Origin of the sequence: Streptomyces sp. NPDC059373 (genome assembly GCF_042751495.1) — a bacterium.
GTDB lineage: Bacteria > Actinomycetota > Actinomycetes > Streptomycetales > Streptomycetaceae > Actinacidiphila.
The window spans coordinates 79,777-101,994 of the sequence record NZ_JBHYXC010000022.1 but is presented as its reverse complement, the minus strand read 5'-3'; the positions used below and the strand labels follow the sequence as shown (position 1 = coordinate 101,994).

At 70.6% G+C, this 22,218-nt stretch carries 25 protein-coding genes; 7 read left to right on the top strand and 18 right to left on the bottom strand.

Features of this window, described 5'->3' with window-relative positions; genetic code table 11:
• Positions 1-9 precede the first annotated feature (9 nt).
• From ACFXJ5_RS26310 to ACFXJ5_RS26290, 5 genes are all read right to left on the bottom strand, one after another.
• Entirely contained in the window at positions 10-924 is a 915-nt protein-coding gene (locus ACFXJ5_RS26310) for an RNA polymerase sigma factor SigF (protein ID WP_384635803.1), read from the bottom strand.
• A 100-nt stretch (positions 925-1,024) separates the two neighbouring features.
• Positions 1,025-1,438, bottom strand: coding sequence for an anti-sigma regulatory factor (locus tag ACFXJ5_RS26305; RefSeq protein WP_384635800.1), 414 nt, complete (start codon positions 1,436-1,438; stop codon positions 1,025-1,027).
• 171 nt (positions 1,439-1,609) lie between these two features.
• Entirely contained in the window at positions 1,610-2,119 is a 510-nt protein-coding gene (locus ACFXJ5_RS26300) for a GNAT family N-acetyltransferase (protein WP_384635797.1), read from the bottom strand.
• 17 nt (positions 2,120-2,136) lie between these two features.
• Positions 2,137-3,030: a 1-aminocyclopropane-1-carboxylate deaminase/D-cysteine desulfhydrase gene (locus tag ACFXJ5_RS26295; RefSeq protein ID WP_384635795.1), complete on the bottom strand. Its 894-nt coding sequence runs from the start codon at positions 3,028-3,030 to the stop codon at positions 2,137-2,139.
• A gap of 10 nt (positions 3,031-3,040) precedes the next feature.
• Positions 3,041-4,531 carry a hypothetical protein gene (locus ACFXJ5_RS26290; protein ID WP_384635792.1) on the bottom strand — a complete coding sequence of 497 codons (1,491 nt, stop codon included), beginning with the start codon at positions 4,529-4,531 and terminating at the stop codon, positions 3,041-3,043.
• Positions 4,532-4,660: 129 nt separating this feature from the next.
• Here ACFXJ5_RS26290 and ACFXJ5_RS26285 point away from each other — a divergent pair, with 129 nt between their 5' ends.
• Both ACFXJ5_RS26285 and ACFXJ5_RS26280 read left to right on the top strand, forming a co-directional pair.
• Positions 4,661-5,149: a BlaI/MecI/CopY family transcriptional regulator gene (locus tag ACFXJ5_RS26285; protein ID WP_384635789.1), complete on the top strand. Its 489-nt coding sequence runs from the start codon at positions 4,661-4,663 to the stop codon at positions 5,147-5,149.
• Positions 5,146-6,063: a M48 family metalloprotease gene (locus tag ACFXJ5_RS26280; protein ID WP_384635786.1), complete on the top strand. Its 918-nt coding sequence runs from the start codon at positions 5,146-5,148 to the stop codon at positions 6,061-6,063. The genes ACFXJ5_RS26285 and ACFXJ5_RS26280 overlap by 4 nt, the downstream gene beginning before the upstream one ends.
• A gap of 15 nt (positions 6,064-6,078) precedes the next feature.
• Here ACFXJ5_RS26280 and ACFXJ5_RS26275 read toward each other — a convergent pair whose 3' ends face one another.
• Complete coding sequence (locus ACFXJ5_RS26275; RefSeq protein WP_384635783.1) at positions 6,079-6,663, bottom strand: TIGR03086 family metal-binding protein; 585 nt, start codon at positions 6,661-6,663, stop codon at positions 6,079-6,081.
• A 40-nt stretch (positions 6,664-6,703) separates the two neighbouring features.
• Here ACFXJ5_RS26275 and ACFXJ5_RS26270 point away from each other — a divergent pair, with 40 nt between their 5' ends.
• A complete protein-coding gene (locus tag ACFXJ5_RS26270) occupies positions 6,704-6,835 on the top strand; it encodes a hypothetical protein (protein WP_384635781.1) in 132 nt (43 codons plus the stop codon).
• A 4-nt stretch (positions 6,836-6,839) separates the two neighbouring features.
• Here ACFXJ5_RS26270 and ACFXJ5_RS26265 read toward each other — a convergent pair whose 3' ends face one another.
• Both ACFXJ5_RS26265 and ACFXJ5_RS26260 read right to left on the bottom strand, forming a co-directional pair.
• A complete protein-coding gene (locus ACFXJ5_RS26265) occupies positions 6,840-8,132 on the bottom strand; it encodes an RNA polymerase sigma factor (protein WP_384635778.1) in 1,293 nt (430 codons plus the stop codon).
• 54 nt (positions 8,133-8,186) lie between these two features.
• Entirely contained in the window at positions 8,187-8,546 is a 360-nt protein-coding gene (locus ACFXJ5_RS26260; protein ID WP_384635775.1) for a YciI family protein, read from the bottom strand.
• A 169-nt stretch (positions 8,547-8,715) separates the two neighbouring features.
• Here ACFXJ5_RS26260 and ACFXJ5_RS26255 point away from each other — a divergent pair, with 169 nt between their 5' ends.
• Together ACFXJ5_RS26255 and ACFXJ5_RS26250 are read left to right on the top strand one after the other, a co-directional pair.
• Positions 8,716-9,663 (top strand): ribose-phosphate diphosphokinase, encoded by a 948-nt coding sequence (locus tag ACFXJ5_RS26255; RefSeq protein ID WP_384635772.1) that lies wholly within the window; start codon positions 8,716-8,718, stop codon positions 9,661-9,663.
• Between the two features lie 118 nt (positions 9,664-9,781).
• Positions 9,782-10,177 (top strand): YciI family protein, encoded by a 396-nt coding sequence (locus ACFXJ5_RS26250; protein WP_384635768.1) that lies wholly within the window; start codon positions 9,782-9,784, stop codon positions 10,175-10,177.
• 2 nt (positions 10,178-10,179) lie between these two features.
• Here the strand turns inward: ACFXJ5_RS26250 and ACFXJ5_RS26245 are convergent, their stop codons facing one another.
• Positions 10,180-10,611 (bottom strand): VOC family protein, encoded by a 432-nt coding sequence (locus ACFXJ5_RS26245; protein ID WP_384635765.1) that lies wholly within the window; start codon positions 10,609-10,611, stop codon positions 10,180-10,182.
• A gap of 130 nt (positions 10,612-10,741) precedes the next feature.
• Here ACFXJ5_RS26245 and ACFXJ5_RS26240 point away from each other — a divergent pair, with 130 nt between their 5' ends.
• Positions 10,742-11,434 carry a pyridoxamine 5'-phosphate oxidase family protein gene (locus ACFXJ5_RS26240; RefSeq protein WP_384635762.1) on the top strand — a complete coding sequence of 231 codons (693 nt, stop codon included), beginning with the start codon at positions 10,742-10,744 and terminating at the stop codon, positions 11,432-11,434.
• Here the strand turns inward: ACFXJ5_RS26240 and ACFXJ5_RS26235 are convergent.
• The 8 genes from ACFXJ5_RS26235 to ACFXJ5_RS26200 all read right to left on the bottom strand — a co-directional run bounded on the left by ACFXJ5_RS26235 (position 11,390) and on the right by ACFXJ5_RS26200 (position 20,029).
• Positions 11,390-12,529 carry an MFS transporter gene (locus ACFXJ5_RS26235; protein WP_384635759.1) on the bottom strand — a complete coding sequence of 380 codons (1,140 nt, stop codon included), beginning with the start codon at positions 12,527-12,529 and terminating at the stop codon, positions 11,390-11,392. The two genes, ACFXJ5_RS26240 and ACFXJ5_RS26235, sit on opposite strands and share 45 nt — an antisense overlap.
• A 4-nt stretch (positions 12,530-12,533) precedes the next feature.
• The gene (locus ACFXJ5_RS26230) at positions 12,534-13,025 is read right to left on the bottom strand and encodes a cupin domain-containing protein (protein WP_384635757.1); all 492 of its coding nucleotides are present in this window, start codon (positions 13,023-13,025) and stop codon (positions 12,534-12,536) included.
• A 6-nt stretch (positions 13,026-13,031) separates the two neighbouring features.
• Positions 13,032-14,036 carry a cysteine synthase A gene (gene cysK, locus ACFXJ5_RS26225; RefSeq protein WP_384635754.1) on the bottom strand — a complete coding sequence of 335 codons (1,005 nt, stop codon included), beginning with the start codon at positions 14,034-14,036 and terminating at the stop codon, positions 13,032-13,034.
• Positions 14,037-14,070: 34 nt separating this feature from the next.
• On the bottom strand, positions 14,071-14,676 hold the full coding sequence (gene epsC / locus ACFXJ5_RS26220) for a serine O-acetyltransferase EpsC (protein ID WP_384635751.1): 606 nt from the start codon (positions 14,674-14,676) through the stop codon (positions 14,071-14,073).
• Positions 14,673-15,545, bottom strand: coding sequence for a DMT family transporter (locus ACFXJ5_RS26215; protein WP_384635748.1), 873 nt, complete (start codon positions 15,543-15,545; stop codon positions 14,673-14,675). The genes epsC and ACFXJ5_RS26215 overlap by 4 nt, the downstream gene beginning before the upstream one ends.
• Before the next feature lie 128 nt (positions 15,546-15,673).
• The gene (locus ACFXJ5_RS26210) at positions 15,674-15,898 is read right to left on the bottom strand and encodes a tautomerase family protein (protein WP_384635745.1); all 225 of its coding nucleotides are present in this window, start codon (positions 15,896-15,898) and stop codon (positions 15,674-15,676) included.
• 32 nt (positions 15,899-15,930) lie between these two features.
• Positions 15,931-19,812 (bottom strand): amino acid adenylation domain-containing protein, encoded by a 3,882-nt coding sequence (locus tag ACFXJ5_RS26205; RefSeq protein WP_384635742.1) that lies wholly within the window; start codon positions 19,810-19,812, stop codon positions 15,931-15,933.
• Positions 19,813-19,861: 49 nt separating this feature from the next.
• Complete coding sequence (locus tag ACFXJ5_RS26200) at positions 19,862-20,029, bottom strand: hypothetical protein (protein WP_384635739.1); 168 nt, start codon at positions 20,027-20,029, stop codon at positions 19,862-19,864.
• A gap of 295 nt (positions 20,030-20,324) precedes the next feature.
• Between ACFXJ5_RS26200 and ACFXJ5_RS26195 the strand changes: the two genes are divergently transcribed.
• Complete coding sequence (locus tag ACFXJ5_RS26195) at positions 20,325-21,206, top strand: LuxR C-terminal-related transcriptional regulator (protein WP_384635736.1); 882 nt, start codon at positions 20,325-20,327, stop codon at positions 21,204-21,206.
• Positions 21,207-21,437: 231 nt separating this feature from the next.
• Here the strand turns inward: ACFXJ5_RS26195 and ACFXJ5_RS26190 are convergent, their stop codons facing one another.
• Positions 21,438-22,139, bottom strand: a complete 702-nt coding sequence (locus tag ACFXJ5_RS26190) for a rhomboid family intramembrane serine protease (protein ID WP_384635734.1) — start codon at positions 22,137-22,139, stop codon at positions 21,438-21,440.
• Between the last annotated feature and the right edge of the window lie 79 nt (positions 22,140-22,218).

The following is a 22,218-nucleotide window of genomic DNA, read 5'->3' as shown; positions in this document are numbered from 1 at the left end:
TTGGTCTGCTTACTCTTCGACCAGCAGCTTGTCGCGCAGCTGCGCGAGCGTACGGGCCAGCAGCCGGGAGACGTGCATCTGCGAGATGCCGACCTCCTCAGCGATCTGCGACTGCGTCATGTTGCCGAAGAACCGCAGCAGCAGGATCTTCTTCTCGCGCGGCGGCAGCTGCTCCAGCAACGGCTTGAGCGACTCCCGGTACTCCACGCCCTCCAGCGCCTCGTCCATCGCGCCGAGGGTGTCCGCGACGGCGGGGGACTCGTCGTCGGTGTCCGGGACGTCGAGCGAGAGGGTGCTGTACGCGTTCGCGGATTCGAGGCCCTCCAGGACCTCCTCCTCCGTGATCTTGAGTTGCTCGGCCAGCTCGTGGACCGTCGGAGCCCGCCCGTGCCGCTGCGACAGCTCGCCGGTCGCCGTGGTCAGCGACAGCCGCAGCTCCTGCAGCCGGCGCGGCACGCGCACCGCCCAGCCCTTGTCGCGGAAGTGCCGCTTGATCTCGCCGACGACGGTCGGGGTCGCGTACGTGGAGAACTCCACCCCGCGGTCGACGTCGAAGCGGTCGACGGACTTGATCAGCCCGATCGTGGCGACCTGGGTCAGGTCGTCCAGCGGCTCCCCGCGGTTGCGGAAGCGGCGCGCGAGGTGCTCGACCAGGGGCAGGTGCATCCGCACCAGCTGGTTGCGCAGCTCGGCACGCTCGGGGGAGCCCGGCGGGAGCTTGTTCAGCTCCACGAACAGCGCCCGCGCGCCGGACCGGTCGTGCGGGTCGTGCTGCTCGTGCAGCTGTTCCTTGTCCATGGGTGCCTGCTCCGCCGCGTCCGTTCCGTCTCCGTCGTTGGGGGGCACGGGATGTTGCCGCGCAGCCTGCTGGGCAGGCACGACGTGGCCGCGCACATGGGATGCGCTGCTCTCAAGATCACTCATGGCGATCCCCCGTTCCGAGCACGGTTGTACCGTTACCGGTTCCGAAGGGAGCCGGGACACGCTGACCCCAGTGGCCGTGGGCTGCCTGCATCTGTGGACCTCACGCTTGTCCCGGGCCGGCACCGCGCTTCTTGTGCAGGCTGATGCTGACAGTTTTGTCCTCGGCCACCGTGGAGTCGACCTCGCCGGCCAGTGCGGACAGCACCGTCCAGGCGAAGGTGTCGCGCTCCGGCGCGCGGCCGTCGGTGGTGGGCGCCGCAACGGTCACCCACAGCGCGTCCCCGACCAGCCGGAACACGCAGCTCAGCACGCTGCCCGGGACGGCCTGCTGCAGCAGGATCGCGCACGCCTCGTCGACCGCGATGCGCAGGTCTTCGATCTCGTCGAGAGTGAAGTCCAAACGGGCCGCGAGTCCGGCGGTGGCCGTACGCAGCACCGACAGGTAGGCCCCCGCCGCGGGCAGCCGGACCTCGACGAAGTCCTTCGACCCGGGCTCGCCTGCGATCTGGGACACCCTCACCTCCACTGGATCTCTCGTTCTGTGGTTCTGGCGGTTCTCGCGGTTCTGCGGTTCGCGAGCGACGCTATCGCGATCTGCGGTCGGATGTCGCCCGGACGGAGCACGCCCGGCCTGTCACCCATGGTAAGCGTACGAGTACGCACCGTGGCTAGAGGGTGGGCGGTCTCAATTCGAAAGTGATGCCGCTTTGTTGACATCTGCCTGGTGGGCGAGCGTATGCAGCGCTTCACCGGTGAGTCGCTGGACCGTCCATTCATCCTGGGGGAAGGCTCCGATCGACCGGTAGAAGCCGATCGACGGCTCGTTCCAGTCCAGTACTGCCCATTCAAAGCGCTCGTAGCCGCGTTCGACGCAGATTGCCGCGAGTGTGGCGAGCAACGCCTTGCCGTGGCCGCCGCCGCGGGCGTCCGGGCGAACGAACAGGTCCTCCAGGTAGATCCCGTGCGTACCCGTCCACGTCGAGAAATTCCGGAACCACAGCGCGAAACCCACCGGGGCGCCCGTGCCGTCGTCCTCGGCGATCAGCGCGAACACGGCCGGCTCGGCCCCGAACAGCGCGTCGTGCAGCTGGGCCTCGGTGGCCCGCGCGCTCTCCAGCTCCCGCTCGTACTCGGCGAGTTCGCGAATCATCGCGTGGATCTCCGGTACGTCGGCAGGCAGTGCGGCTCGGATCATGCGCACAAGGCTAACCCCTAGCCGGTGATGACCGCCGCGACGGTCGTACCGGGGGCGAAGGCGCCCTCGTCGGCGAGGGTGAAGACGCCGAGGAGCATCTTGGCGACGTAGACGCGGTCCAGGGGGAGCCCGTGGCGGGCGGTGAAGTCGTCGGCGAAGGCGTTGAGGCGTGGGGTGGTGCGGGCGTAGCCGCCGCAGTGGAAGCGGTCGTCCAGGGACCAGGCGCCGGTGGGGGAGCCGAAGGCGGCGGTCTGGAGCCGGCGGACGTCGGCGGCGAGGAAGGCGCCGCCGCGCAGGACGGGGAAGCCGATGGCGCGCTGGGCGGGGGAGAGGCCGGCGGCGAGTCCGGCGAGGGTGCCGCCGGTGCCGCAGGCCAGGGTGACGATGTCGACGGCGCTGCCGGCGCCGCGCAGTTCTTGGCCGAGGCCGGCGCAGCCGCGGGCGGCGAGGGCGTTGCTGCCGCCCTCGGGGATGACGTAGGCGGGGCCGAAGCGGTCCAGAAGGGCGGCCAGGACGCCGGGTTCGGCCTTGCGGCGGTAGGTCGCGCGGTCGAGGAAGTGCAGCCGCATGCCGTCGTCGGCGGCGGTCGCCAGGGAGGGGTTCAGCGGGCGGCCGGCCAGCTCGTCGCCGCGTACGACGCCGATGGTGCGCAGGCCGAGCAGGCGGCCGGCCGCGGCTGTGGCCCGCAGGTGGTTGGAGTAGGCGCCGCCGAAGGTGAGCAGGGTGCCGTGCCCGGCGTCGGCGGCGGCGCGGAGGTTGAGGTGGAGCTTGCGGTACTTGTTGCCGGGCAGGTCGGGGTGGATGAGGTCGTCCCGTTTCAGCAGCAGCCGTATGCCGTGCCGGGTCAGCCGCTCGTCGTCGATCCCGGCGAGGGGCGAGGGCAGGGCCGCGTCCAGGGTCTCCGTCTCCACCGGGTCATTGTCACCGGGCCTGGGCGGAGGGGGAGACGTAGACCCGGTAGCCGTGGTGCGAGTAGAGGCCGGTCAGCGGGTGCGGGGCCCAGTGCCGGGCGTAGGACGGGACGTGGGTGTTCGGCGGGACGAACACGGCGACGGGTTCGGTGCGGGCGGTGGCCAGGATGTCGGCGCTGGTCGTGTTCTGGTTGTGCCCGGAGACGTCGACGGAGCTGCACCGGGCCTGGTAGGCGACCGGGATCGCCAGGTTGCCGGTGAGCAGGCAGGGCGGCCGGACGCCGTACGCGCGCAGGTCGGCGGCCATGCGGGCGTAGTCGCGGGTGCCGTTGTCGGCGACGTGGACGGCGTGGTTGAGGATCACGTTCTGGCTCACCAGCTGGGCCGCGACGACGAGGGCGACCCCCGCCGTGGCGTAGGGCTTCAGACGGGGGCGTACGGGCCGGGCCACGGCGACCAGGAACTCCGCGACGGGGATGGAGAGCAGGGCGTAGGCGGGCAGCAGGAAGCGGGGGGCCGCGTAGCCGATGAGCAGGAGGTACTGCACCGCCACCGACAGCCCGCACAGGGCGGGGAGCGCCGCACCGACGCGCCGCCGCAGCCGGGCGCCGACGTACACGCCGGCCGCCGCCGCGAGCGGCATGGCGAACCACCAGAGCGAGGCCTCGGGATGCCGCCAGGGCCCCGTGCACGGGCGGCAGAGCGAGGGGCCGCCGGCGAGGGTGCGGAGCTGGTCGTAGATGGCCACGTGCCAGCCGAGGCCGCCCTCGATCTGGCTGGAGCGGTGGAGGCGGGCGGCGATGCCGCCGTACGACATGTAGGCCTCGACGACCCACTGGGCGCCGCCCAGCGCGAGCCCCCCGACGACAGCGGCGAGCAGCACCGGGCGCCGCCACCGCCGTACGAAAAGCGCGCCGAGGACCATCGGGAGGGCGAGCCAGGCCGCGTCGGAGGGCCGGAACAGCGCGGCGGCGGCCAGGGAGAGGACGAGCCCGACGACGGCGCGGCGGTCGTCCCGGTCCGTGGCGGCCCGCAGGAAGCAGCCGGCGGCGGCCAGCCCGCACAGCGCGGTCCAGAGGTTCGGCATGGCCTGGAGACCGTAGAGCTGGGTGATCCACAGCCCCGCGAAGAGCACTCCGGCCAGGGCGAGTACGGGCACCGGGCGCAGCCGTCGCCAGACCCACAGGGCGAGGAACAGGCCCGCGCCGGACAGCACGGCGAGGTAGACGCGGAGCGCGGCCTCGGAGGAGGTCAGGAGGACGAGGGGGGCGACCAGGACCGGTACGCCACGGGCGCGCGGCGCGCTGAAGTAGGCGGCCGGGATGTGTGGGGCGACCTGGCTGACGTACACCGACTCGTCCCAGCCCAGGCCGAGGCCGGGCCCCACGAAGAGCAGCTGCGCGCCGGTGAAGGCGGCCGCCACTGCGGCGAGCCACCACACCGAGTGCCACCTTCCGGCGGTCGTCGCCCGGAGGCGGGGCAGCAGGCGAGGCGCTGCCACTTCCCCTGTCGTCGACATCGTTTCCCCATCCGGCATTAGGAGCACTACACGCTGTAGGGTACCGGGTGCCCTACAGGATGTAGGGGCAGGCACCCAGGAGGTGAACCCTACGGGCTGTAAGGTGCGGTTATGGCAGCCACGGAGCCCCAGGACAAGTCGGCGCGCCGCAACCCCGGCGAACTGGAGAGCGAGATCCTCGCCACACTGTGGGCGACCGACCGCGCGCTCACCCCGGCGGACATCCAGGCGGAGCTCGGCAGCGGCCTCGCCTACAACACCGTCCACACGATCCTCAAGCGCCTGTACGACAAGGGGATGGTCCGCCGCGACGCGGACGGCCGGCGCGGTGCCTACCGGCCGACCAAGAACGCGGCCCAGCTCACGGCCGAGGTCATGCACCAGGCACTCGACCGGGGCCCGGACCCGATCGCCGCGCTGCAGCAGTTCGTGACCGGCCTCAGCCCGGACGAGGAACAGGCGCTGCGGCTCTTCCTCACGGCAGGGGGAGAACTCACGGCGGGGGACGTACGCACGGCCGAGGACGAACTCACGGCGGAGGACGCACGCACGGCCGAGGACGAACTCACGGCGGAGGACGAAGGCGGCCTGGCCTCATGAGGATCGACGTCTACCTTCCGCTCGTCCTGTCCCTGCTGCTCGCCGCCGTCAGCCCGGCCGTCGGCCGCCGGCTCGCGCCGGCGCCCGCCGCCCGCGCGCTGGCCGTCTCCGCCGCCCTCACGGCCGCCGCCGCCGTATGGGGGCTGGTACTTCTCGCGGCCACCCTCCTCAGCGACTCCCCGCCGGTCGTCGACGAGGCCCGGGAGCACCGCTTCCACATCCCCGAGCCCGTGCCCTTCGCCATCGCCATCGCCGCGCTGCTCGCCCTGGCCGCCGTCGTCGTCCGGCTCTGGCGCACGCTGCGCGCCGTACGCGCCACCGGGCGGGCGCTCCGGCGGCTGTCCGAGTCCCACCCCGGCGGCACCGAGCTGATCGTCGCCGCCGCCGCGCAGCCGCAGGCCTTCGCCATCCCGCTCAGGGGCGCGGGCGCGCCCGGGCGCATCCTGGTCAGCTCCGGGATGCTCGCCGTCCTCGACGCTCCGGAGCGACAGGTCCTGCTCGCCCACGAGCGCGCCCACCTGGTGCACGGTCACTCCCGGCTGTCTCTCCTTGCGGAGGTCGCCGCCGCCGTCAATCCGCTGCTCATCCCGGTACGCGACACCATCGGCTTCCTCCTGGAGCGCTGGGCCGACGAGCGCGCCGCCGAGGCGGCCGGCGACCGCCGCGTCGCCGCCCGGGCCCTGGCACGGGCCGCGCTCGCCTCGCACCGCAGCCAGGCACCGCTCTGCGCGTCGGCGCTCGGCTTCTCCGAGCACGCCATCACCCGCCGGGTCAGCGCGCTCCAGCGGGCGCCGCTCCCGAACGTCCGGGCGGCCGTCCTCGCCGTCCTCCTGCTGGGCCTGGTCCCGGCGGTGGGGGCGGCCGACGCCACGCAGGACTTCCTCCGCATGATGGGCCAGTACCTGGCTCTGTAGCCGGGGGCGGCTCGTTCACGGCTTCCGGCCCAGCAGGCACAGCAGCTTCGTCTGGTCGTCGGCTCCCGGCGGCGGAGGCACGGGCGGCGCGAACAGGCCGCTGTTGTGCAGCCCGGAGGCGTACGGCTTCACCTCGCGCAGGGCGGCGGTGGCCAGCCCGTCCGGCATCCGCTCGTCCGCGCCGATCGCCCGCGCCAGGTCCCAGCCGTGCACGGCGGCGTCGGTCGTCATCTGCGCGCAGTAGGCGGCGCCCCGGGTGTCCGCGTACGACAGGTGCACGATGCGGTCGAGTGCCCCGGGCTCCTGGAAGGCGGCGCGCGCCTCCTCGGCGGCGCGGTCCCCGGTGCCGACCGGGTCGTCGCCGAGCTGATCACCGTCGAAGACGTCGCCGACCTGCGCGATGGTCTTCCCGTCCCGCACCAGGGGCGCGACCCAGAGCTGCTCGACGACGAGGTGATTGACCAGGTCCCGTACGGACCACTCCGTGTCGGGTGTGGGCCCGTCCCACTGGTCGTCGCGTACGGCGTGCACACCGGCCGAGAAGAAGTCGAGGGCCAGGTCGTGCATCCGCAGGATCTCGGTCTTGTTGTTGGCGGCCATGTCTCCATACTCGCCCCGGACACCGGCCGGACGCACCAGGATGATGACCAAGAGACCCCCGCACGCCGGAGCAGGAGCCGTTGCCGTCCTGCTCCTCGCCCTCGCCGGTACGGGCTGCGCCGACCGGGTGTCGCTGGAGGGCACCTGTCTGGAGGGCGACGGGGGCCACTGAGACGTTATGGCGCGGTCGCTTCCGCCGCCGCTGCCGCCCGCTCCGCCCGGCCGAGCAGCAGCGCCCGTTCGCGCTCGTTGCGGGTGAGGGAGGCGGCGCGCTCGAACTCGGCCTGTGCCTCGGTGTGCCGGCCGAGGCGTTGGAGGAGGTCGCCGCGGACGCTGGGCAGGAGGTGGTAGCCGCGCAGGGCCGGTTCGCCGGCCAGCTCATCGACGAGCTTGAGGCCTTCGTCCGGGCCGTACGCCATCGCGACGGCGACGGCGCGGTTGAGCTCCACGACCGGCGAGCCGACCTGCCGGGACAGGGCCTCGTAGAGCTGGGCGATGCGCTGCCAGTCGGTCTCGTCGGCGCCGAAGGCCCGCGCGTGGCAGGCGGCGATCGCGGCCTGGAGGACGTACGGGCCGGGCGGGCCGCTGAGCGCGTCGGTGCGGGCGAGGGCGGCGAAGCCGCGGCGGATGAGCAGCCGGTCCCAGTGGCGGCGGTCCTGGTCGACCAGCAGCACCGGCTCCCCGGAGGGCCCGGTGCGGGCACCCAGGCGGGACGCCTGGAGCTCCAGCAGGGCGACCAGCCCGTGCACCTCCGGCTCCTGCGGCATCAGCCCGGCGAGGACCCGGCCGAGCCGCAGCGCGTCCTCGCAGAGCGCCGGCCGCATCAGGTCGTCGCCCGCGGTCGCCGAATACCCCTCGTTGAAGATCAGGTAGATGACCTCGAGCACCGATGCCAGCCGCTCACCGCGCTGCGGCCCCTGCGGCACCTCGAAGGGCACGCCCGCCTTCGCCAGCGTCTTCTTGGCCCGTACGATCCGCTGCGCGACCGTCGCCTCCGTGACCAGGAAGGCCCGCGCGATCTCGGCGGTCGTCAGACCGCCCAGCAGCCGCAGGGTCAGCGCCACCCGTGCCTCGGTCGCCAGCACCGGATGGCAGGCGGTGAACACCAGCCGCAGCAGATCGTCCTCGATGTCGCCGTCGGCAGCCGCCTCGGCCGCCGCGAAGTCCTGCTCCGACGGGTCCTCCACCTCGAGCCGGTGGCCCAGCTCCTCGAGCTTGCGCGCGTAGCGCTCCTTGCGGCGTACGAGATCGATCGCGCGGTGCTTCGCCGTGGCCATGAGCCAGGCGCCCGGATTGTCCGGGACACCTGACTCCGGCCACTGTTCGAGGGCGGCGACCAGAGCGTCCTGCGCCAGCTCCTCGGCGATGCCGAGGTCTCGTACGATCCGCGCCACACCGGCGATCACCCGGGCGGACTCGATCCGCCACACGGCCTCGATCGCCCGGCGGGCGTCGTCGTCAGAACTCACAGCCACCCATCAGAGCAGCCGCTCCGGGCGGCGGCAAGCAGGGGGCCCTCAGGGCTAGAGCTCGGCCTCCTCGACCTGGCGGAGCTCACAGGTGAGGTCCCACGCGTCGCCGTGGATCTTCAGGAAGCGCGTGGTCCACTCGATCGCCTCTGCCTTCGACTTCGCCTGGACGATCGCGTAGCCGCCGATGAACTCCTTCGTCTCGGTGAACGGCCCGTCGGTCACGGTCAGCTCTCCGTGGTTCCAGTGCAGGCGCGTGCCCTCTGACGTCGGCCGCAGGCCGCCGGTGTCGAGCATCACCCCGGCCTTGGTCATCTCCTCGAGGAGCTTGCCCATCTCCTCCATGAGTTCCGGGCTGGGGCCGCCCTCGGGGACGTTGTCCTCGTTGATCCTGATCAGTGACATGAAGCGCATCGTCCTGTCTCCTTCTTCGCTGTGTTCCCTGCTTCTGCATACGCGTCGAACGGGAGCGGGGCGGATCGACACGAGGGCCGAAATTCTTTTCCCGGAGTCTGCGGATAGCATGCGAACGGCGCGGCGAACGATCAACGCGAGACGATCAACCCAACCAAAGGACCGGTCCGTGCGAGAGCGAGACATCGCCGTCTTCAGCGGCAGTGCCCACCCCGAGCTGGCCGCCGCCGTCTGCGCTCACCTCGACGTGCCCCTCCACCCGGTGCGCGTCGACCGCTTCGCCAACGACTGCCTCGAAGTGCAGCTCCAGGCGAACTGCCGCGAACGCGACGTCTTCATCGTCCAGCCGCTCGTCCGGCCCGTGCAGGAGCACCTCGTCGAGCTGCTGCTGATGCTGGACGCCGCGCGTGGCGCCTCCGCCGCCCGTACGACCGTCGTCATGCCGCACTACTCGTACGCGCGGTCCGACAAGAAGGACGCCCCCCGCATCTCCATCGGCGGACGGCTGGTCGCCGACCTCATGGTCACCGCCGGCGCCAACCGCGTGCTGGCCATGACGCTGCACTCGCCGCAGGTGCACGGCTTCTTCAGCGTCCCCGTCGACCACCTGCACGCCCTGCGCGAGCTGGCCGCGCACTTCGCGCAGTACGACCTCCGCAACGCCGTCGTCGTCTCTCCCGACCTGGGCAACGCCAAGGAGGCCGCCGCCTTCGCCCGGCTCCTGGGTGTCCCGGTCGCCGCCGGGGCGAAGCAGCGGTTCGCCGACGACCGGGTGAGCATCTCCGCGGTGATCGGTGACGTCGCCGGGCGGGATGTGATCGTGCTGGACGACGAGATCGCCAAGGGCAGCACCGTGCTGGAACTGCTGGACCGGCTCCGGGAGACCGGCGTCGCCTCCGTCCGGGTCGCCTGCACGCACGGCCTGTTCGCCGACGGCGCCCTCAAGCGGATCGGCTCCCAGCCGGACGTCCTGGAGATCGTCTGCACGGACACGGTGCCCGTTCCCCACGGCGAGCGGACGGACAAGCTGCGGGTGCTGTCCATCGCTCCCGCCCTCGCCGAGGCCATGCGGCGGATCCACAACGGAGAATCGGTGAGCGCTCTCTTCGACGCGTAGCGGCGCGTGGCGGCGCATGGCGACGCGTAGTGTCGAAAGCGAGCCGACGGCTCCGACGTCTCCTGCGAGCGGCACCCCACCCCCGGGGCGCCCCGAGCGCATGAGAGGTGCAGACGCCATGAAGTACATGCTCCTGATCTTCGGCAATGAGAAGGCCTACGACGAGATGGACACCTGGCCCGAGAAGGACCTCGCCGCGATGCGGGACTTCATGGGCCGGCTGAACGACGACCTCATCGCCTCCGGCGAGTTCGTCCAGGGCTATGGCCTGGCCCACCCCGGGCTCGGCCGGACGGTGCGGGCCACGGCGGAGGGTCTGCCGGCGGTGACCGACGGGCCGTACTCGGAGGGCAAGGAGGTGCTGGCCGGGTTCTGGATCCTGGACCTGGAGAGCATCGACCGGGCCACCGAGATCGCCGCCCGCATCTCGACCTCCCCGAACGGCCCCGGCGACACCGAGCCGTTCCCGGTCGAGATCCGGCCGGTGACGGGGGGCTCCGGGGCCGAGATGTGAGCTCAGCTGCCGGGCTGAGCCACGAGTTCGACCTCGAACCCGTCGCCGTTCTCCAGGTACACCGCGTAGTGGCCCCGCCCGCCGGCGTACGGACTCCGATCCGGGAACATCAGCCTCCAGCCGTGCCCCACCGCATCCCTGGCCAGTCCGGCGACCGCCTCCCGGCCCCCGGCATGGAACGCCAGATGGTTCAGCCCCGGCCGGCACCTGTCGTGGCCGGACGCGGTGAGCGCGGGCGACTCCTCGAAGACGAGATACGTCGCCCCGAGCCGCCAGCTCCGCCCGTCCGCCCAGTCCTGGAACGGCGCGTAGCCGAGCCGTTCCAGCAGCCAGCCCCACTGCTCGACGGCCCGCCGCAGATCGGGCACCCAGATTTCCACGTGGTGCAGGGTGCCGGTCTCCGCTTCGGGCGGTGCTTCTTCGCGATCGCTCACGCGGGTAGTCAACCGGAAAGCGGAAGTGCCGACTGGCGCCGGAATGCAAGAATCAGTTGTCAATGGCTTCTCTTGCGACGAATTCCGTTGATTCGTTGCTCTGAATAGAGTGAATCAGTAGCATCGCAGCATGACTACGACGCGTACGCTCCGCGAGACCGAACGCACGCGGCACCGGCGCCTGCGTGAGCAGGGCAGCCTGGACCGGGATGTGCTCGACGCCGTGCTGAGGGCGGGGTTCGTGTGCCATCTCGGGGTGATGGTGGATGGCGCGGTGATGGTCGTGCCGACGGTGTACGGCTCGGACGGCGAGACGTTGTATCTGCACGGGTCGGTCGCGAGCCGGAGTCTGGTGGCGTCGCCGGAGGCGGCGGTGTGTGTGACGGTGACGCATGTCGACGGGCTGGTGCTGGCGAGGTCGGTCTTCGAGCACGGGGTGAACTACCGCAGTGCGATGATCCACGGCGTGCCGCGGCCGGTGACCGATCCGGAGGAGAAGCTCGCGGGTCTGCGGTGCCTGACCGAGCAGGCAGCGCCCGGGCAGTGGGACTACGCGCGGCGCCCCAGCCGGAAGGAGCTGGCGGCGACGTCGCTGCTGGCCCTCTCCCTCGACGAGGCGGCGGTCAAGCTCCGCAGTGGGCCGCCGGAGGACGGCGAGGGCCCGGACGCGGCGCTGGGGCTGTGGGCCGGGGTGCTGCCGCTCCGTACGACGTGGGGGGAGCCGGAGCCGGACCCCGCGTTGCCGCCGGGGATGGCGGTGCCGCCGCACATCGCGGGGTCAGCCCGGCGAGCGGGCGGCGGTCAGGGAGAGCACCAGCAGTAGGGAAGCGGAGAGGAAGACCGCGCTGTCGCCGCCGGCTTGGGCGACGAGACCGCCGCCGGCCGCGCCGATGCCGGTGCCGGCGTCGAAGGCCAGATTCCAGGTGACGCTGCCGACGCCGAGGCCGAAGTCCCGGGCCCTGTGCAGGGTGACGACGAGCGATGCGTTCTGGATCACGCCGAACGCGGCTCCGAAGAGCGCCATGCCGGCGATCATGACCCCGGGATCGCCGGGCACGGCCCCCGCGGTCACACCGATCGCGGCGGCGAGGATCGCCGGGCCGAGCAGGCGCCCGCCGCCGTAACGGTCGATGACGCCGCCGGAGACCCAGCGGGAGACCGCGGCGGTCAGCTGGACGACCAGGAGGGCCGTGGGGGCCGTCCAGGCGGGGCCGTGGGCGGCGGCGAGCGGGAGGAAGGTGAAGATCACGCCGTACGCGGTGGTGCTCACCGCCTCGACCAGAAAGGGTGCGCAGAGCGCGCGCAGGACGCCGCCGACAGGCACCCGGCCCCGAGGACCGGACGCCGGGGTCACGCGGTCGGAACCGATGCCCACCGAGGCGACGACGACGAGCAGGGCCGAGCAGCCGGCCAGCAGGAAGGTCCACGGGTACGCCGCCCGGTGGGCCATCGCCAGCCCCAGCGGTGACCCGATGATGCCGGCGAGCCCGACGAGCGCCCCGTACAGGCCCATTCCCCGGCCCCATCGGCCCTCGGGGACGCGTTCCGCGACGAGGGTGACGCTCACGACGACGAAGATCCCGAAGCCCAGACCCCGTACCGCCCCCAGCGCGACGAGGAAGGTCAGGTTCGCCGACAGGGGCAGGAGAAGGCAGGGCAGCCCGAGCAGGGCACCGGCCGACGCGAGCGTCATCCGCCGCCCTGCCGTGGCGAGGAGACGGGGCGTCAGGGGCTGGACGGCGACCGTGGCGAGCATGAGCGCGCCGGTGCACAGGCCGGCTCCGGCCGGCCCGGCGCCACCGTCGACGGCGTACCGGGGGACGACGGACAGCAGGAGGTAGAAGCTCGCGAAGCCGCCGAACGCCGCGAGGACGGGGCCCCACAGCGTCCGGCTGCCAGTCGACAGGGTGGTCGTCACCCGCTCAGTGTCGGCCCCAGCCGGGAACCGTCCCGTCCAGGCTCAGCTCGAACTGGTCGTACCGCGCCATGAGGTCCAGCAGTTCTCCCTCGCTGGGCCGGTTGCCGTCCTGGTACAGCTCGGCGAGGCCCTTGAAGTACTCCTCGCGGTCCTTGGCGGGGGTGAAGATGATGAGCATGGTCGCCTGGTCCTGGTAGGGATTGCGGAAACCGTGCGCCATGTTCTCGGGGACGTTGACGAAGGTTCCGCGCGGCGCTGCGAAGGTCCGACCGTCGAGGTGCAGCTCCACCACGCCGTCCAGGACGTAGAAGGCCTCGAGCTGCTCGCGGTGTATGTGTGGTGAGGCGCCGGGCGCGCCGGGCTCCATCCGGTGCTCGAACAGGCCCAGCCGGTTGTCGGTCTCGGCGCCGACGGCCTTGAAGGTGGTGTGGGTGGTGGTGCCGATCTGTACCGACTGGCCTTCACCGGGAAGCAGGGTCGTGGGCAGCTGTGTCATCGGGACTTACTCCGTTGTCTCGTGGTCGGCGGGGGTGTCGGCGTCGATGTCGGCCTCGCGCTCGTCGGCGGCCTGGAGCCACGACAGATAGCGCTCACCGGTGTCGGGGAACAGGGTGACGATCGTCTTCCCGGCGTACTCGGGCCGGGCCGCGAGGATCCGGCAGGCATGCGCGGCCGCGCCGGAGGAGACCCCGACCAGCAGGCCGGCGGTACGGGCCAGGCTTCGCGCGGCCGTGAAGGCGTCGTCGTCGGAAACGGTGAGGACGTCGTCGATGACCTCCCGGTCGGTGGTGTCGGCGACGAAACCGCCGTTGAGGCCCGGGATCCGGTGCAGGCCGCCCCAGCCCTGGCTCAGGACGGGGGACCGTTCCGGCTCCACCGCCACCACCCGGATGCCGGGGTTCTGCTCCTTGAGGTAGCGGCCGGCGCCGCTGAGGGTGCCGCCGGTTCCGACGCCGGCGACGAAGACATCGACCCGGCCGTCGGTGTCGGCCCAGATCTCGGGCCCCGTGGTGGCGTAGTGCGCCTGTACGTTGTCGGGGTTCTCGTGCTGGCAGGCGAACCACGAGCCGGGCCGCCGGCGGTGGATCTCCTCGGCCTTCTCGATCGCGGCGACATAGCCCTTCTCGTGCGGCGTGAGCACGACCTCCGCCCCGAACGCCCGGAGCAGCTGGATTCGTTCGGTGGTCGCGTTGTCGGGCAGTACGATCACGCAGCGGTAGCCCCGCGCCGCGGACAGCGCGGCCAGCGAGATACCGGTGTTGCCGGACGAGGCCTCTACGACGGTGCCTTCGCCGGGGCGCAGCAGGCCACGCTTCTCGGCGGCCTCGATCATGTAGAGCCCGGTGCGGTCCTTCACGCTCGACAGCGGGTTGGCCATCTCCAGTTTCGCGAGGACGGTCGTCCCGCTGTCCCCGACGCCGAGGTCCAGCCGGACGGTCGGGGTGCCGCCGATCAGGTCTTCCAGCGAGGCGGCGGGCGGCCGCTTTTTCGTGGTCGTCGTGGTCACAGCGATGGACTCCCATTCGGTAGGTCGGGTCGGGTCACCAGGCGGGGAAGGCGACTGCGGCCAGGTGCTGCGGCCGGCCGGCCCGGCCCCGGTGTGCGGGTTTCGGCTCGGCGACCGGCGCCAGGACCCGGGAGCCGGGCCCCACGTCCCGTATGACGAGAGCCTGTGCGCCGATCACCGTGTCGTGACCGACGGTGATCGGGCCGAGCAGGGTGGCGTTGGCGCCGATCACGACCCGGTCGCCGAGCTCGGGGTGCCGGCGCGCGCCCGGGGGACGCCGCTCGTCGTGCCACCAGCCCACCGAACCCAGCGTCACCTGGTGGAAGACGGTGACGTCGGCGCCGATGACCGCCGTCTCACCGATCACCACGCCCGCGCCGTGATCGATGAAGAAGCCCCGGCCGATCCGGGCCCCCGGGTGGATCTCGATGCCGCCCGACACGACCCGGGCGATACCCGACAGCAGCCGGGCCGTCCGCCGCAGGCCGCGGCGGTGCAGCCGGTGCGAGACGCGGTAGCCCCAGATCGCCGGGACGGCGGGGTGCATCAGGGCCTCGCTGCGCGATGCCATCGAGGGGTCGCGGTCCCGGATCATGTCCAGGTCGCCGACCGCCGCGCGGTACAGGTGCCGCACGCTCACCGGGACTCCTCGACGGCGGGCGCCCGCGTGGGGGCCGGGGCCGGCGCCGGATCGGCCGGTGTCGTACGGAGCTGTCCCACGCGGTTCTCCGCCCAGGCCATACCGGCCAGCACCACGACGCCGCCGGCCACCAGGTTCCAGGTCACCGGCTCGCCGAGAGCCGCCACGCTGATCAGTACCGCGGCGACCGGGACCACGTAGTTGACGGCGGACGCGGTGGTCGCGCCGACATCACCGATGAGCCGGAAGTACAGCACGTAGGCCAGGCCGGTGCTCAACAGGCCGAGGACGATGATGCTTCCGGCCACCCTGCCGGTGAAGTGCGGGGTGTGCCAGGCCAGGAAGGGGGTCACCACCGCCTGGAGCACCGCGGCGGCCACGAGTTGGGACCCGGCGGCGGCCAGCGGGGCGAGGCCGCGCGGGGACAGGAACTTCCGTACGTACACGAAGCCGGTGGCGTAGCTCAGCGCGGCGCCCAGGCAGGCCAGCCGCCCACCGGTCGACCCGAGGGACTCGCTCCAGGGGCCGATCACCAGCACCACGCCCAGGAAGCCGATCACCAGCCCGATCGCCTTGCGAGGGGTGGCCCGCTCGGCAGGCAGCACCGCCGTGGCGATGGTCAGGGTCAGCAGCGGCGTGCCGCCGACCAGGACTCCGGCGATACCGGCGCCGGTGGTCTTCTCCCCGTACGACAGCAGCAGGAACGGAATGACGTTCCCGAACAACGCGGCGGCGGCGACATGGGCCCAGACGACGCCCGAGCGGGGGAGACCGACCTTGCGGATCGCGGCGATCACGAGGAGTACCGCGGCGCCGAGGAGCAGTCGGCTCAGTACCAGTTGACCCGGGGTCAGGCCTTCCAGGGACACCTTGATAAAGGTGAAACTGCTTCCCCACAACGATGCAAGCAGCAGGAATCGGACAACGGTCGCGTTCTTCATCAACCCTCCGTGGGGTGAGGACTTCGGCAGTTCGGCAGCGGATTCGGCGCCGAGGATCAGTAGTTCGGCTTCTTGACCAGGAGATTTCTGCGGTCGACGAGCTCCGGGAGGTAGACCTGCTCCTGCCAGGCATCGGTGTCGACGGGCTCCAGCGCGATGGAGATGACCCCTTCGTCACACCCGAGGGCCGCGGTGAGCGCCCCGGTGAGTGCGGCGACGAGTTCGGACTCCTGTTCCTCGCTGATCGCCACCGGGAAGTACTTGATGTTGACGTGAGGCATATGGGCCTCGTCTCCTTTCGCTGGACCGGATTTCAGTGGATCGGCAGCAGACGGATCCTGTCGACGAGTCCGTCCACGTGCGGGGGCTTGAGAATGCTGTAGTGATCCGCCTCGGTCTCGAAGACGGTCGGGCTGTGTGCGGAGTAGCCGCTGCTGCTCTCGATGAACGAGTAGTCGTCGCCCCGGGCCTTGAATATCGTCACGGGCGCGCTGATCCGCCGTTCCAGCAGTTCGTCGAAGGTGTACTTGAACCGGTAGGTGAGCTGCACGATCCTCATGACGCGCTTCACCAGATCGCGGTCGAGATGCCGGTACCGGTCCGCGATGTACGACGCGAAGGTGTCCTCGTCGCGGACCACTCCCAGGCACTCCTCCAGGGCCGGACCCGTGATCGTTCCGGCGAAGACGGAGAAGAGGATCGTCAGATAGGCCTTGTCGCGGTACGCCGCGTCGGGGTCGTGGGCGTCGGTCCCGGCAGGTGACCGCAGAGCCGGCGATCCCGGGGCGATCAGGAAGAGACCGGTGACCCGGTCACCCGCCTGTTCCAGCTGGTAGGCCGTCTCGAAAGCGACCCGGGCCCCGAACGAGTAACCCCAGAGCGTGTAGGGGCCCTCCGGATGAAGCCGCTTCATGGCCTTGATGTCGGCCGCGGCCATCTCCTTGATGGTGGGGTAGGGGGTTTCTCCCTCGTTGATCCCGTGGGCCTGCACCCCGTAGAACGGCTGCGCGCCGCCGACCGCGTCGGCCAGGGGTTTCAGATTCATCGTGTAGCCGCCGAGGCCGGGCCAGCAGAAGGCCGGACTCGCCTCCCCGCCGGGCCTCAGGAGCACGAGGCGCGAGGGCGGTTCGGCGGTCTCGTCGTCCACGCTGAGGGCCAGTTTTTCGACGGTCGGGGAGTCGAAGAGCACCTGGAGGGGAAGCGAGCTGCGGAATTCCCGGTTGATTCTGTTGATGATCCCGACGGCGATCAGCGAGTTGCCCCCGGACTCGAAGAAGTCGTCCAGAACCGAGACGTCCTCCCGTTTCATCAACGTCTTCCAGATCTCCCCGACGCGGCGCTCGGTCTCCGTACGCGGCGGCGTGTACGGCCGGTCGGCGGGCCGGATCGTGCCGCTGTCGGGGGCCTCCAGGGCCTCCAGCGCCCTGGAGTCGATCTTCCCGTTGGCGGTGAGGGGAAGCCGGTCCAGCACGGTGACCCGGTTGGGCACCATGTAGTCGGGCAGGAAGGCCGCCAGGTCGTCCTTGATGAGCTCGGCGGGGCCCTTCATGTGGACGACGTCCTCCTTCATGTCCTCGCCGCGGACCTGGTCGTCGCTCACGCGGCCGCCGACGAAGAAGTAGGAGGGACCGGCCTCCCGGCCGCCGGCCTCCAGGATGTGTTGCATCCTTTTGGCCGAGGGGAGGTCGTTTCCGGTCTTGGAGCTGTAACCGGACGACATGAAGCCGATGTTCAGGCCGTTCATCTGCAGATGCTGGAGTTTCCTGCCGAGTTCGACGTAACGCAGCCAGCCCCGGTCGGACCTGCTGATGACGGTGATGCCGAGGCTCGACCTCTCGTACACCTGCTGGTTGATGGCGATGACGTGCTTCTTCAGGACGAGTTCGTCGGAGATCCGCTCCAGGTCGCCGTCCCGGTAGAGGTATTGGCCGGCGGGCAGGCCGTCGACGCTCCCCGGATGCGGCTGGACGTATATCTCCAGGGAGTCGTCCGGGACCGGCGGGGCGTAGCGGACGATCTCGAACGTGCCGAGGTAGTAGTCCTCCTCGGCGCATTCCAGGTGGTCCCTGGCAGCGGGGGTGTGGTCGACAGGGACGATGCTCAGCCCGTGGCCGGGAAGGATCTCCTCGAAGAGCCCGACCATGTGGCCGGTCTCGATCTCCAGGACTTCCTGGATGTTGTTGCGGTAGACCGGCTCGACCGCCCGCTTCTTCCCCATGAAGTGGATCTTCACCCGGGGGCGGTCGGCGGCGGCCTTCGCCCTGATCAGCACCAGCCGGTGATGGACGGGGTGGTAGTAGTAGAAGCCCGGCTCCAGGCCGGCCAGACCGTCCAGCTCGAAGTACATCTGCGTCGCGTAGAGGGAACCGGGCGAGGCGTACCCGTACTTCGGCAGCAGTCGTTCCTCGCTGAGATACTGCCCGAAATACCGCAGGATCCGGCCCAGTTCGAAGCGGCTCAGGTCCTCCGGCCCACGGGAATCCGTGCCACGGACCCGTCTTCCGAGTAACCGCAGAATGTCGTCCCTGCCGACGGTGCCGCCCTCGAAGAAGCGGTACGTCTTGCGGCTGAAGGCCAGCCGCCGCTGCTCCGGGGTCGGCTCCCGGCCGGGAAGGTCCACCACGGTCTTCCCGTCGAGTTCCTCCGCGTCCCGGCAGCCCCGGTTGGACAGCTGGGCCTTGACCTGGAGTCTGCTCGCCTTGGACTGGTGGTGGGCGCCGTGGTTGCCCTGGTCCATCAGGGCCGCTTCCTTCGGGTTCAGCTCGACGAAGGACACCAGGTTCTGGAATCCGGTGCGGAGGTCCTTCTTGACGATGACCGCGGCGTTCTTGACCCAGTCGTGGGTCTCGATCCGCAGCCTTATCTCGTCCAGTTCGATCCGGAAGCCCCGCAGCTTCACCTGGGTGTCCACCCGGCCGACGTACTCGGCGTCGCCGTCGGCGTTCCAGCGGGCCAGGTCGCCGGTCCGGTAGAGCCTGTCGTGCCCGGCGTCCGAGGAGAACGGGTTGACCGTGAAGCGGGCGGCCGTCAGTTCCGGCCGGTGCAGGTATCCCCGCGCGAGCTGGATCCCGCTGACGTAGAGCTCGCCGGTCTCGCCCGGGGCCACGGGCGCCCGGTTGTCGTCGAGGATGTGGTAGCGGGTGCCGGCCACCGGAGTGCCGATCGGCACCGCGTGGGAGGCGTTGCCTGTCACGGCCCTGTCGACGGCGTACGCGGACGAGTTGATGGTGCACTCGGTCGGGCCGTAGAGGTTGACCAGCTCGCACCCAGGCAGTGCTTCGAGGCATTCGGCGGCCAGCGTCCCCGACAGGGCCTCCCCGCCGCTGAAGATCTGCGTGAGCGAGGCGCAGTCGCGCAGCTCGTCGGTGTCCACGAGGGCCTGGAGCAGCGTCGGAACGCATTGCAGGGTCGTCACCCGGTGTCGTACGACCGCTTCGATCAGCCTGTCGGGGTCCCGGTGGATGCCGGGGCTGCCCATGACGACCTTGCTGCCGCAGGCGACCGCGAGGATCTCCCATTGCGCCGCGTCGAAGCTCATCGGCGTCTTCTGCAGGACGGTCTTCCCCGGGCCCACGTTGTGCGAGTCCCGCAGCCAGCGCATCTGGTTGACGATGCTGCGGTGTTCGATCATCACCCCCTTCGGCTTTCCCGTGCTGCCCGAGGTGTAGATGACGTACGCCAGGCTGCGAGGGGCCGGCCCGCTGCCGGTCCCGGACCCCGCGGCCACGGCCGGCCGTGACCTGGCGAACGCGGCGGCGTCCTCCAGGGTCACGACCAGGGTGCCCTCCGGCGCCAGCTCCGCGAGCCGCGCGCTGAGCTTCTCCTGGGACAGGACCACCTTGGTCCCGGAGTCGGCGAGCATGTAGCGCAGCCGCTCCTCCGGGTAGTCGGGTGAGAGCGGCAGATAGGCGCTGCCGGCGAAGAGAATTCCCCAGGCGCCGATCAGTAGATCGATCGACGGTTCTGCGAAAACACCGACGCAGTCATCGCGAGCCATACCGAGATGGTGCAGATAAGCGGCCAGGTCGGAGCTGGTCCTGACGAGTTCGCGGTAGGTGACGGTTTCGTTCTCGTGAACAACCGCCGTATCGTCCGGGTTCTTTCCGAGCTGTTCCCGGAGCAGTTCAGGAAGGCACTCGCCGGCGGGGAACACGTCTTTTGTTTCGCCGAATTCCTTGAATTCCTTGGAGGTCAAGTCTTCTTCTCTTTCGGCTCGATGAAACGGATGCCCGGTGAGCTCCGAATCAGCCCCAGCCGCTGTCGCCCGGTGCTGTGGAGGTGCTTGTTTCGGCTGCTGCGGCCAGTTTCCCGACCGGGCCGACTTCCTTCTGGGAAATCACGCCGTCGGTCGCGATCAAGGTCAACGCCCAAGCCGCGAGGATTGCTGCGGCGGCGATCCGAAACGACTTCATGTTCTCCGGTCTCCCCGTGCTCGAATCGAGGCCGCTCGATTGGATTCGGCCACCTCAGGAGCATGTCCGGGGGCCCGTCTTGTCTTCAACCGCTCTCCGCCGCCATGATGATGCAAACAGTAAGCTGCAGGGGGGCGAAGTGGACAATAAGGGCGTTTTTGATGAGCCGGCGCCCGACTGGAGGCTCAGTCCGGCACAAATGAGGGTCTATAAATGGGCTGTCGCCCGGGGATTTGTTTCAGCAGATGAAACGGCAGATGTACTGGGTCTTTCGTACGACGAAGCGCGCGAGGCGATGGAGGCCTTGGTCGGCGTCCACCTGATGGAGCCACAGGACGGCGGCGGGGACGACAGCGGGGGCGCCGGCGAGGACGCGGGAATGCGGTGGCGCGTGCTCAACCCGCAAATCGCGGCGGCGCGTCTGGCGGCCACCGAGTCGAGGCTGCGGCAGTCGATAGTCGACCTGAACACGTCCCGCCAGGCTTTCGGCGAGCTGGCGGATCTCTATTCGGCCCTCGGTGACGCGCGGACCGTTCAGCATCCGGTGGAAGTCGTCGGATCGCTCTCCGACGTCCTTTCTCTGGTCGACGAGGCCAGCGCGCGGTGCAAGGTCGAGATGATCACCTGCCAGCCAGGGGGAGGCCGGCCGCCCGAGCAGCTCGAGCAGGCCGCGGCCCGCGACATCGAACTGCTCTGCAGAGGCGTACGGATGCGTACGCTCTACCAGCACTCCGCCCGCCACCACGTGGCGACCAGCGAGTACGTCGACCGCGTCACCGGCTCCGGCGCCGAGGTCCGTACCAGCCCCGAACTCTTCGGCAGAATGCTCGGATTCGACCGCTCCCTGGTCTTCATCCCGCACCACTCCATCCCCGGCGGCGCCGCCGTCATCCGGGACCCCTCGACCATCTCGTTCCTCTACGGCGCCTTCAACCGCGCCTGGGACCTGGCGCTGCCCTTCAGCGACAGCCGTCTGAACACCGGAGGCCTGACCGACGTCCAGCGCAACATCCTCCGCCTGCTCAGCGAGGGAGTGCGGGACGAGACCATGGCCCGCCGCCTCGGTGTCTCACTGCGCACCTGCCGCAAGTACGTCGCCGAGATCTTCGACGAACTCGGCGCGCAGAGCCGGTTCCAGGCCGGCTACCTCACCGGTGACCGCGCGCTGCTGAAGTAGTGCGGTGTGCCCCACACGCCCCAGGGGCAACAGGGGCCCCACCCGGGAGCGTTGGGTGGTGGCCCCGGCCCAGCGGCCGAGAATGGAGACATCCCCATACTGTTCCAGGGTCTGCATGGGGGGCGTGTGCGGCAGCGTCTCGTGGACGGCGCCCGGGATGCGGTCGGCGACGGCCGCCATGAAGTCGGCGCGGGCGCGGTGCCCGTACGTAGGCGAGCTGGCGCGAACTGATCAATCCAGCAGCCCCAGGTCGCCCAGCTCCTTGTGCAGGTCGGAGCGCGGATGGCCGGTTCCCGCGATCCGCGCCGGCCCCGCCGGTCGCGGGCCTCGCCGGTCGCGGAAGACCCACGCCCCGACCACGCCGCCGACCAGCCCGCCGAGGTGGCCGAGCCAGCTCACTCCGGGGGTTCCCGGCACGGCCACCGTGAGCATGTACGCGAAGGAGCCGGCCATGACGACGCCGATGAGCGTGTCGATCAGATGCCGGTCGAAGAGCCCGCGTACGACGACGTATCCGAAGTAACCGAAGATCAGCCCGCTGGCGCCGACCGTCTCGACATTCCCGCGCTCGAAGAACCACACCGTCAGCCCGCTCGTCATGGCGACCAGCAGGGTCAGGCCCAGGAAGCGGGCCACGCCCCGGTAGGCGGCGAGGAAGCCGAAGACGAACAGCGGCCCGGAATTGCTCTCGATGTGGGCCCAACTCCAATGCAGCAAGGGCGCGGTGAGGAGGTCCGGCAGCGTCCCGAGGCTGCCGGAGACCAGACCGTAGTCCCGGGAGAGGCCGTACTGCTGCGCCCAGTTGGCGAGCTGCAGCGCCCACACGACCGCCAGGAAGCCGAACATCACGAAGAACGCCTTCCGCGCCTCCGCGATCATCTGCTCCGCGCCTTCCGGCCCACCACCCGCCGGTCTCCGACTCTCATCACTCATCACGCGCGCACTCTAGACGCAGCCACCGACGCCCCGGGGTCGCGGGTGGGCTGCGGGGCTGCGGGTATGGGCCGGGCCG

Excerpts from the sequence above, each read along its gene's own strand:
- ACFXJ5_RS26250 (WP_384635768.1), top strand. The coding sequence starts at position 9,782 with ATGAAGTACATGCTCCTGATCTTCGGCAATGAGAAGGCCTACGACGAG.
- ACFXJ5_RS26280 (WP_384635786.1), top strand. The coding sequence starts at position 5,146 with ATGAGGATCGACGTCTACCTTCCGCTCGTCCTGTCCCTGCTGCTCGCC.
- ACFXJ5_RS26300 (WP_384635797.1), bottom strand. The coding sequence starts at position 2,119 with ATGATCCGAGCCGCACTGCCTGCCGACGTACCGGAGATCCACGCGATG.
- ACFXJ5_RS26275 (WP_384635783.1), bottom strand. The coding sequence starts at position 6,663 with ATGGCCGCCAACAACAAGACCGAGATCCTGCGGATGCACGACCTGGCC.
- ACFXJ5_RS26190 (WP_384635734.1), bottom strand. The coding sequence starts at position 22,139 with ATGAGTGATGAGAGTCGGAGACCGGCGGGTGGTGGGCCGGAAGGCGCG.
- ACFXJ5_RS26310 (WP_384635803.1), bottom strand. The coding sequence starts at position 924 with ATGAGTGATCTTGAGAGCAGCGCATCCCATGTGCGCGGCCACGTCGTG.
- ACFXJ5_RS26210 (WP_384635745.1), bottom strand. The coding sequence starts at position 15,898 with ATGCCTCACGTCAACATCAAGTACTTCCCGGTGGCGATCAGCGAGGAA.
- ACFXJ5_RS26200 (WP_384635739.1), bottom strand. The coding sequence starts at position 20,029 with ATGAAGTCGTTTCGGATCGCCGCCGCAGCAATCCTCGCGGCTTGGGCG.
- ACFXJ5_RS26285 (WP_384635789.1), top strand. The coding sequence starts at position 4,661 with ATGGCAGCCACGGAGCCCCAGGACAAGTCGGCGCGCCGCAACCCCGGC.
- ACFXJ5_RS26240 (WP_384635762.1), top strand. The coding sequence starts at position 10,742 with ATGACTACGACGCGTACGCTCCGCGAGACCGAACGCACGCGGCACCGG.
- ACFXJ5_RS26270 (WP_384635781.1), top strand. The coding sequence starts at position 6,704 with ATGATGACCAAGAGACCCCCGCACGCCGGAGCAGGAGCCGTTGCCGTC.
- ACFXJ5_RS26260 (WP_384635775.1), bottom strand. The coding sequence starts at position 8,546 with ATGCGCTTCATGTCACTGATCAGGATCAACGAGGACAACGTCCCCGAG.
- ACFXJ5_RS26230 (WP_384635757.1), bottom strand. The coding sequence starts at position 13,025 with ATGACACAGCTGCCCACGACCCTGCTTCCCGGTGAAGGCCAGTCGGTA.
- ACFXJ5_RS26195 (WP_384635736.1), top strand. The coding sequence starts at position 20,325 with ATGGAGGCCTTGGTCGGCGTCCACCTGATGGAGCCACAGGACGGCGGC.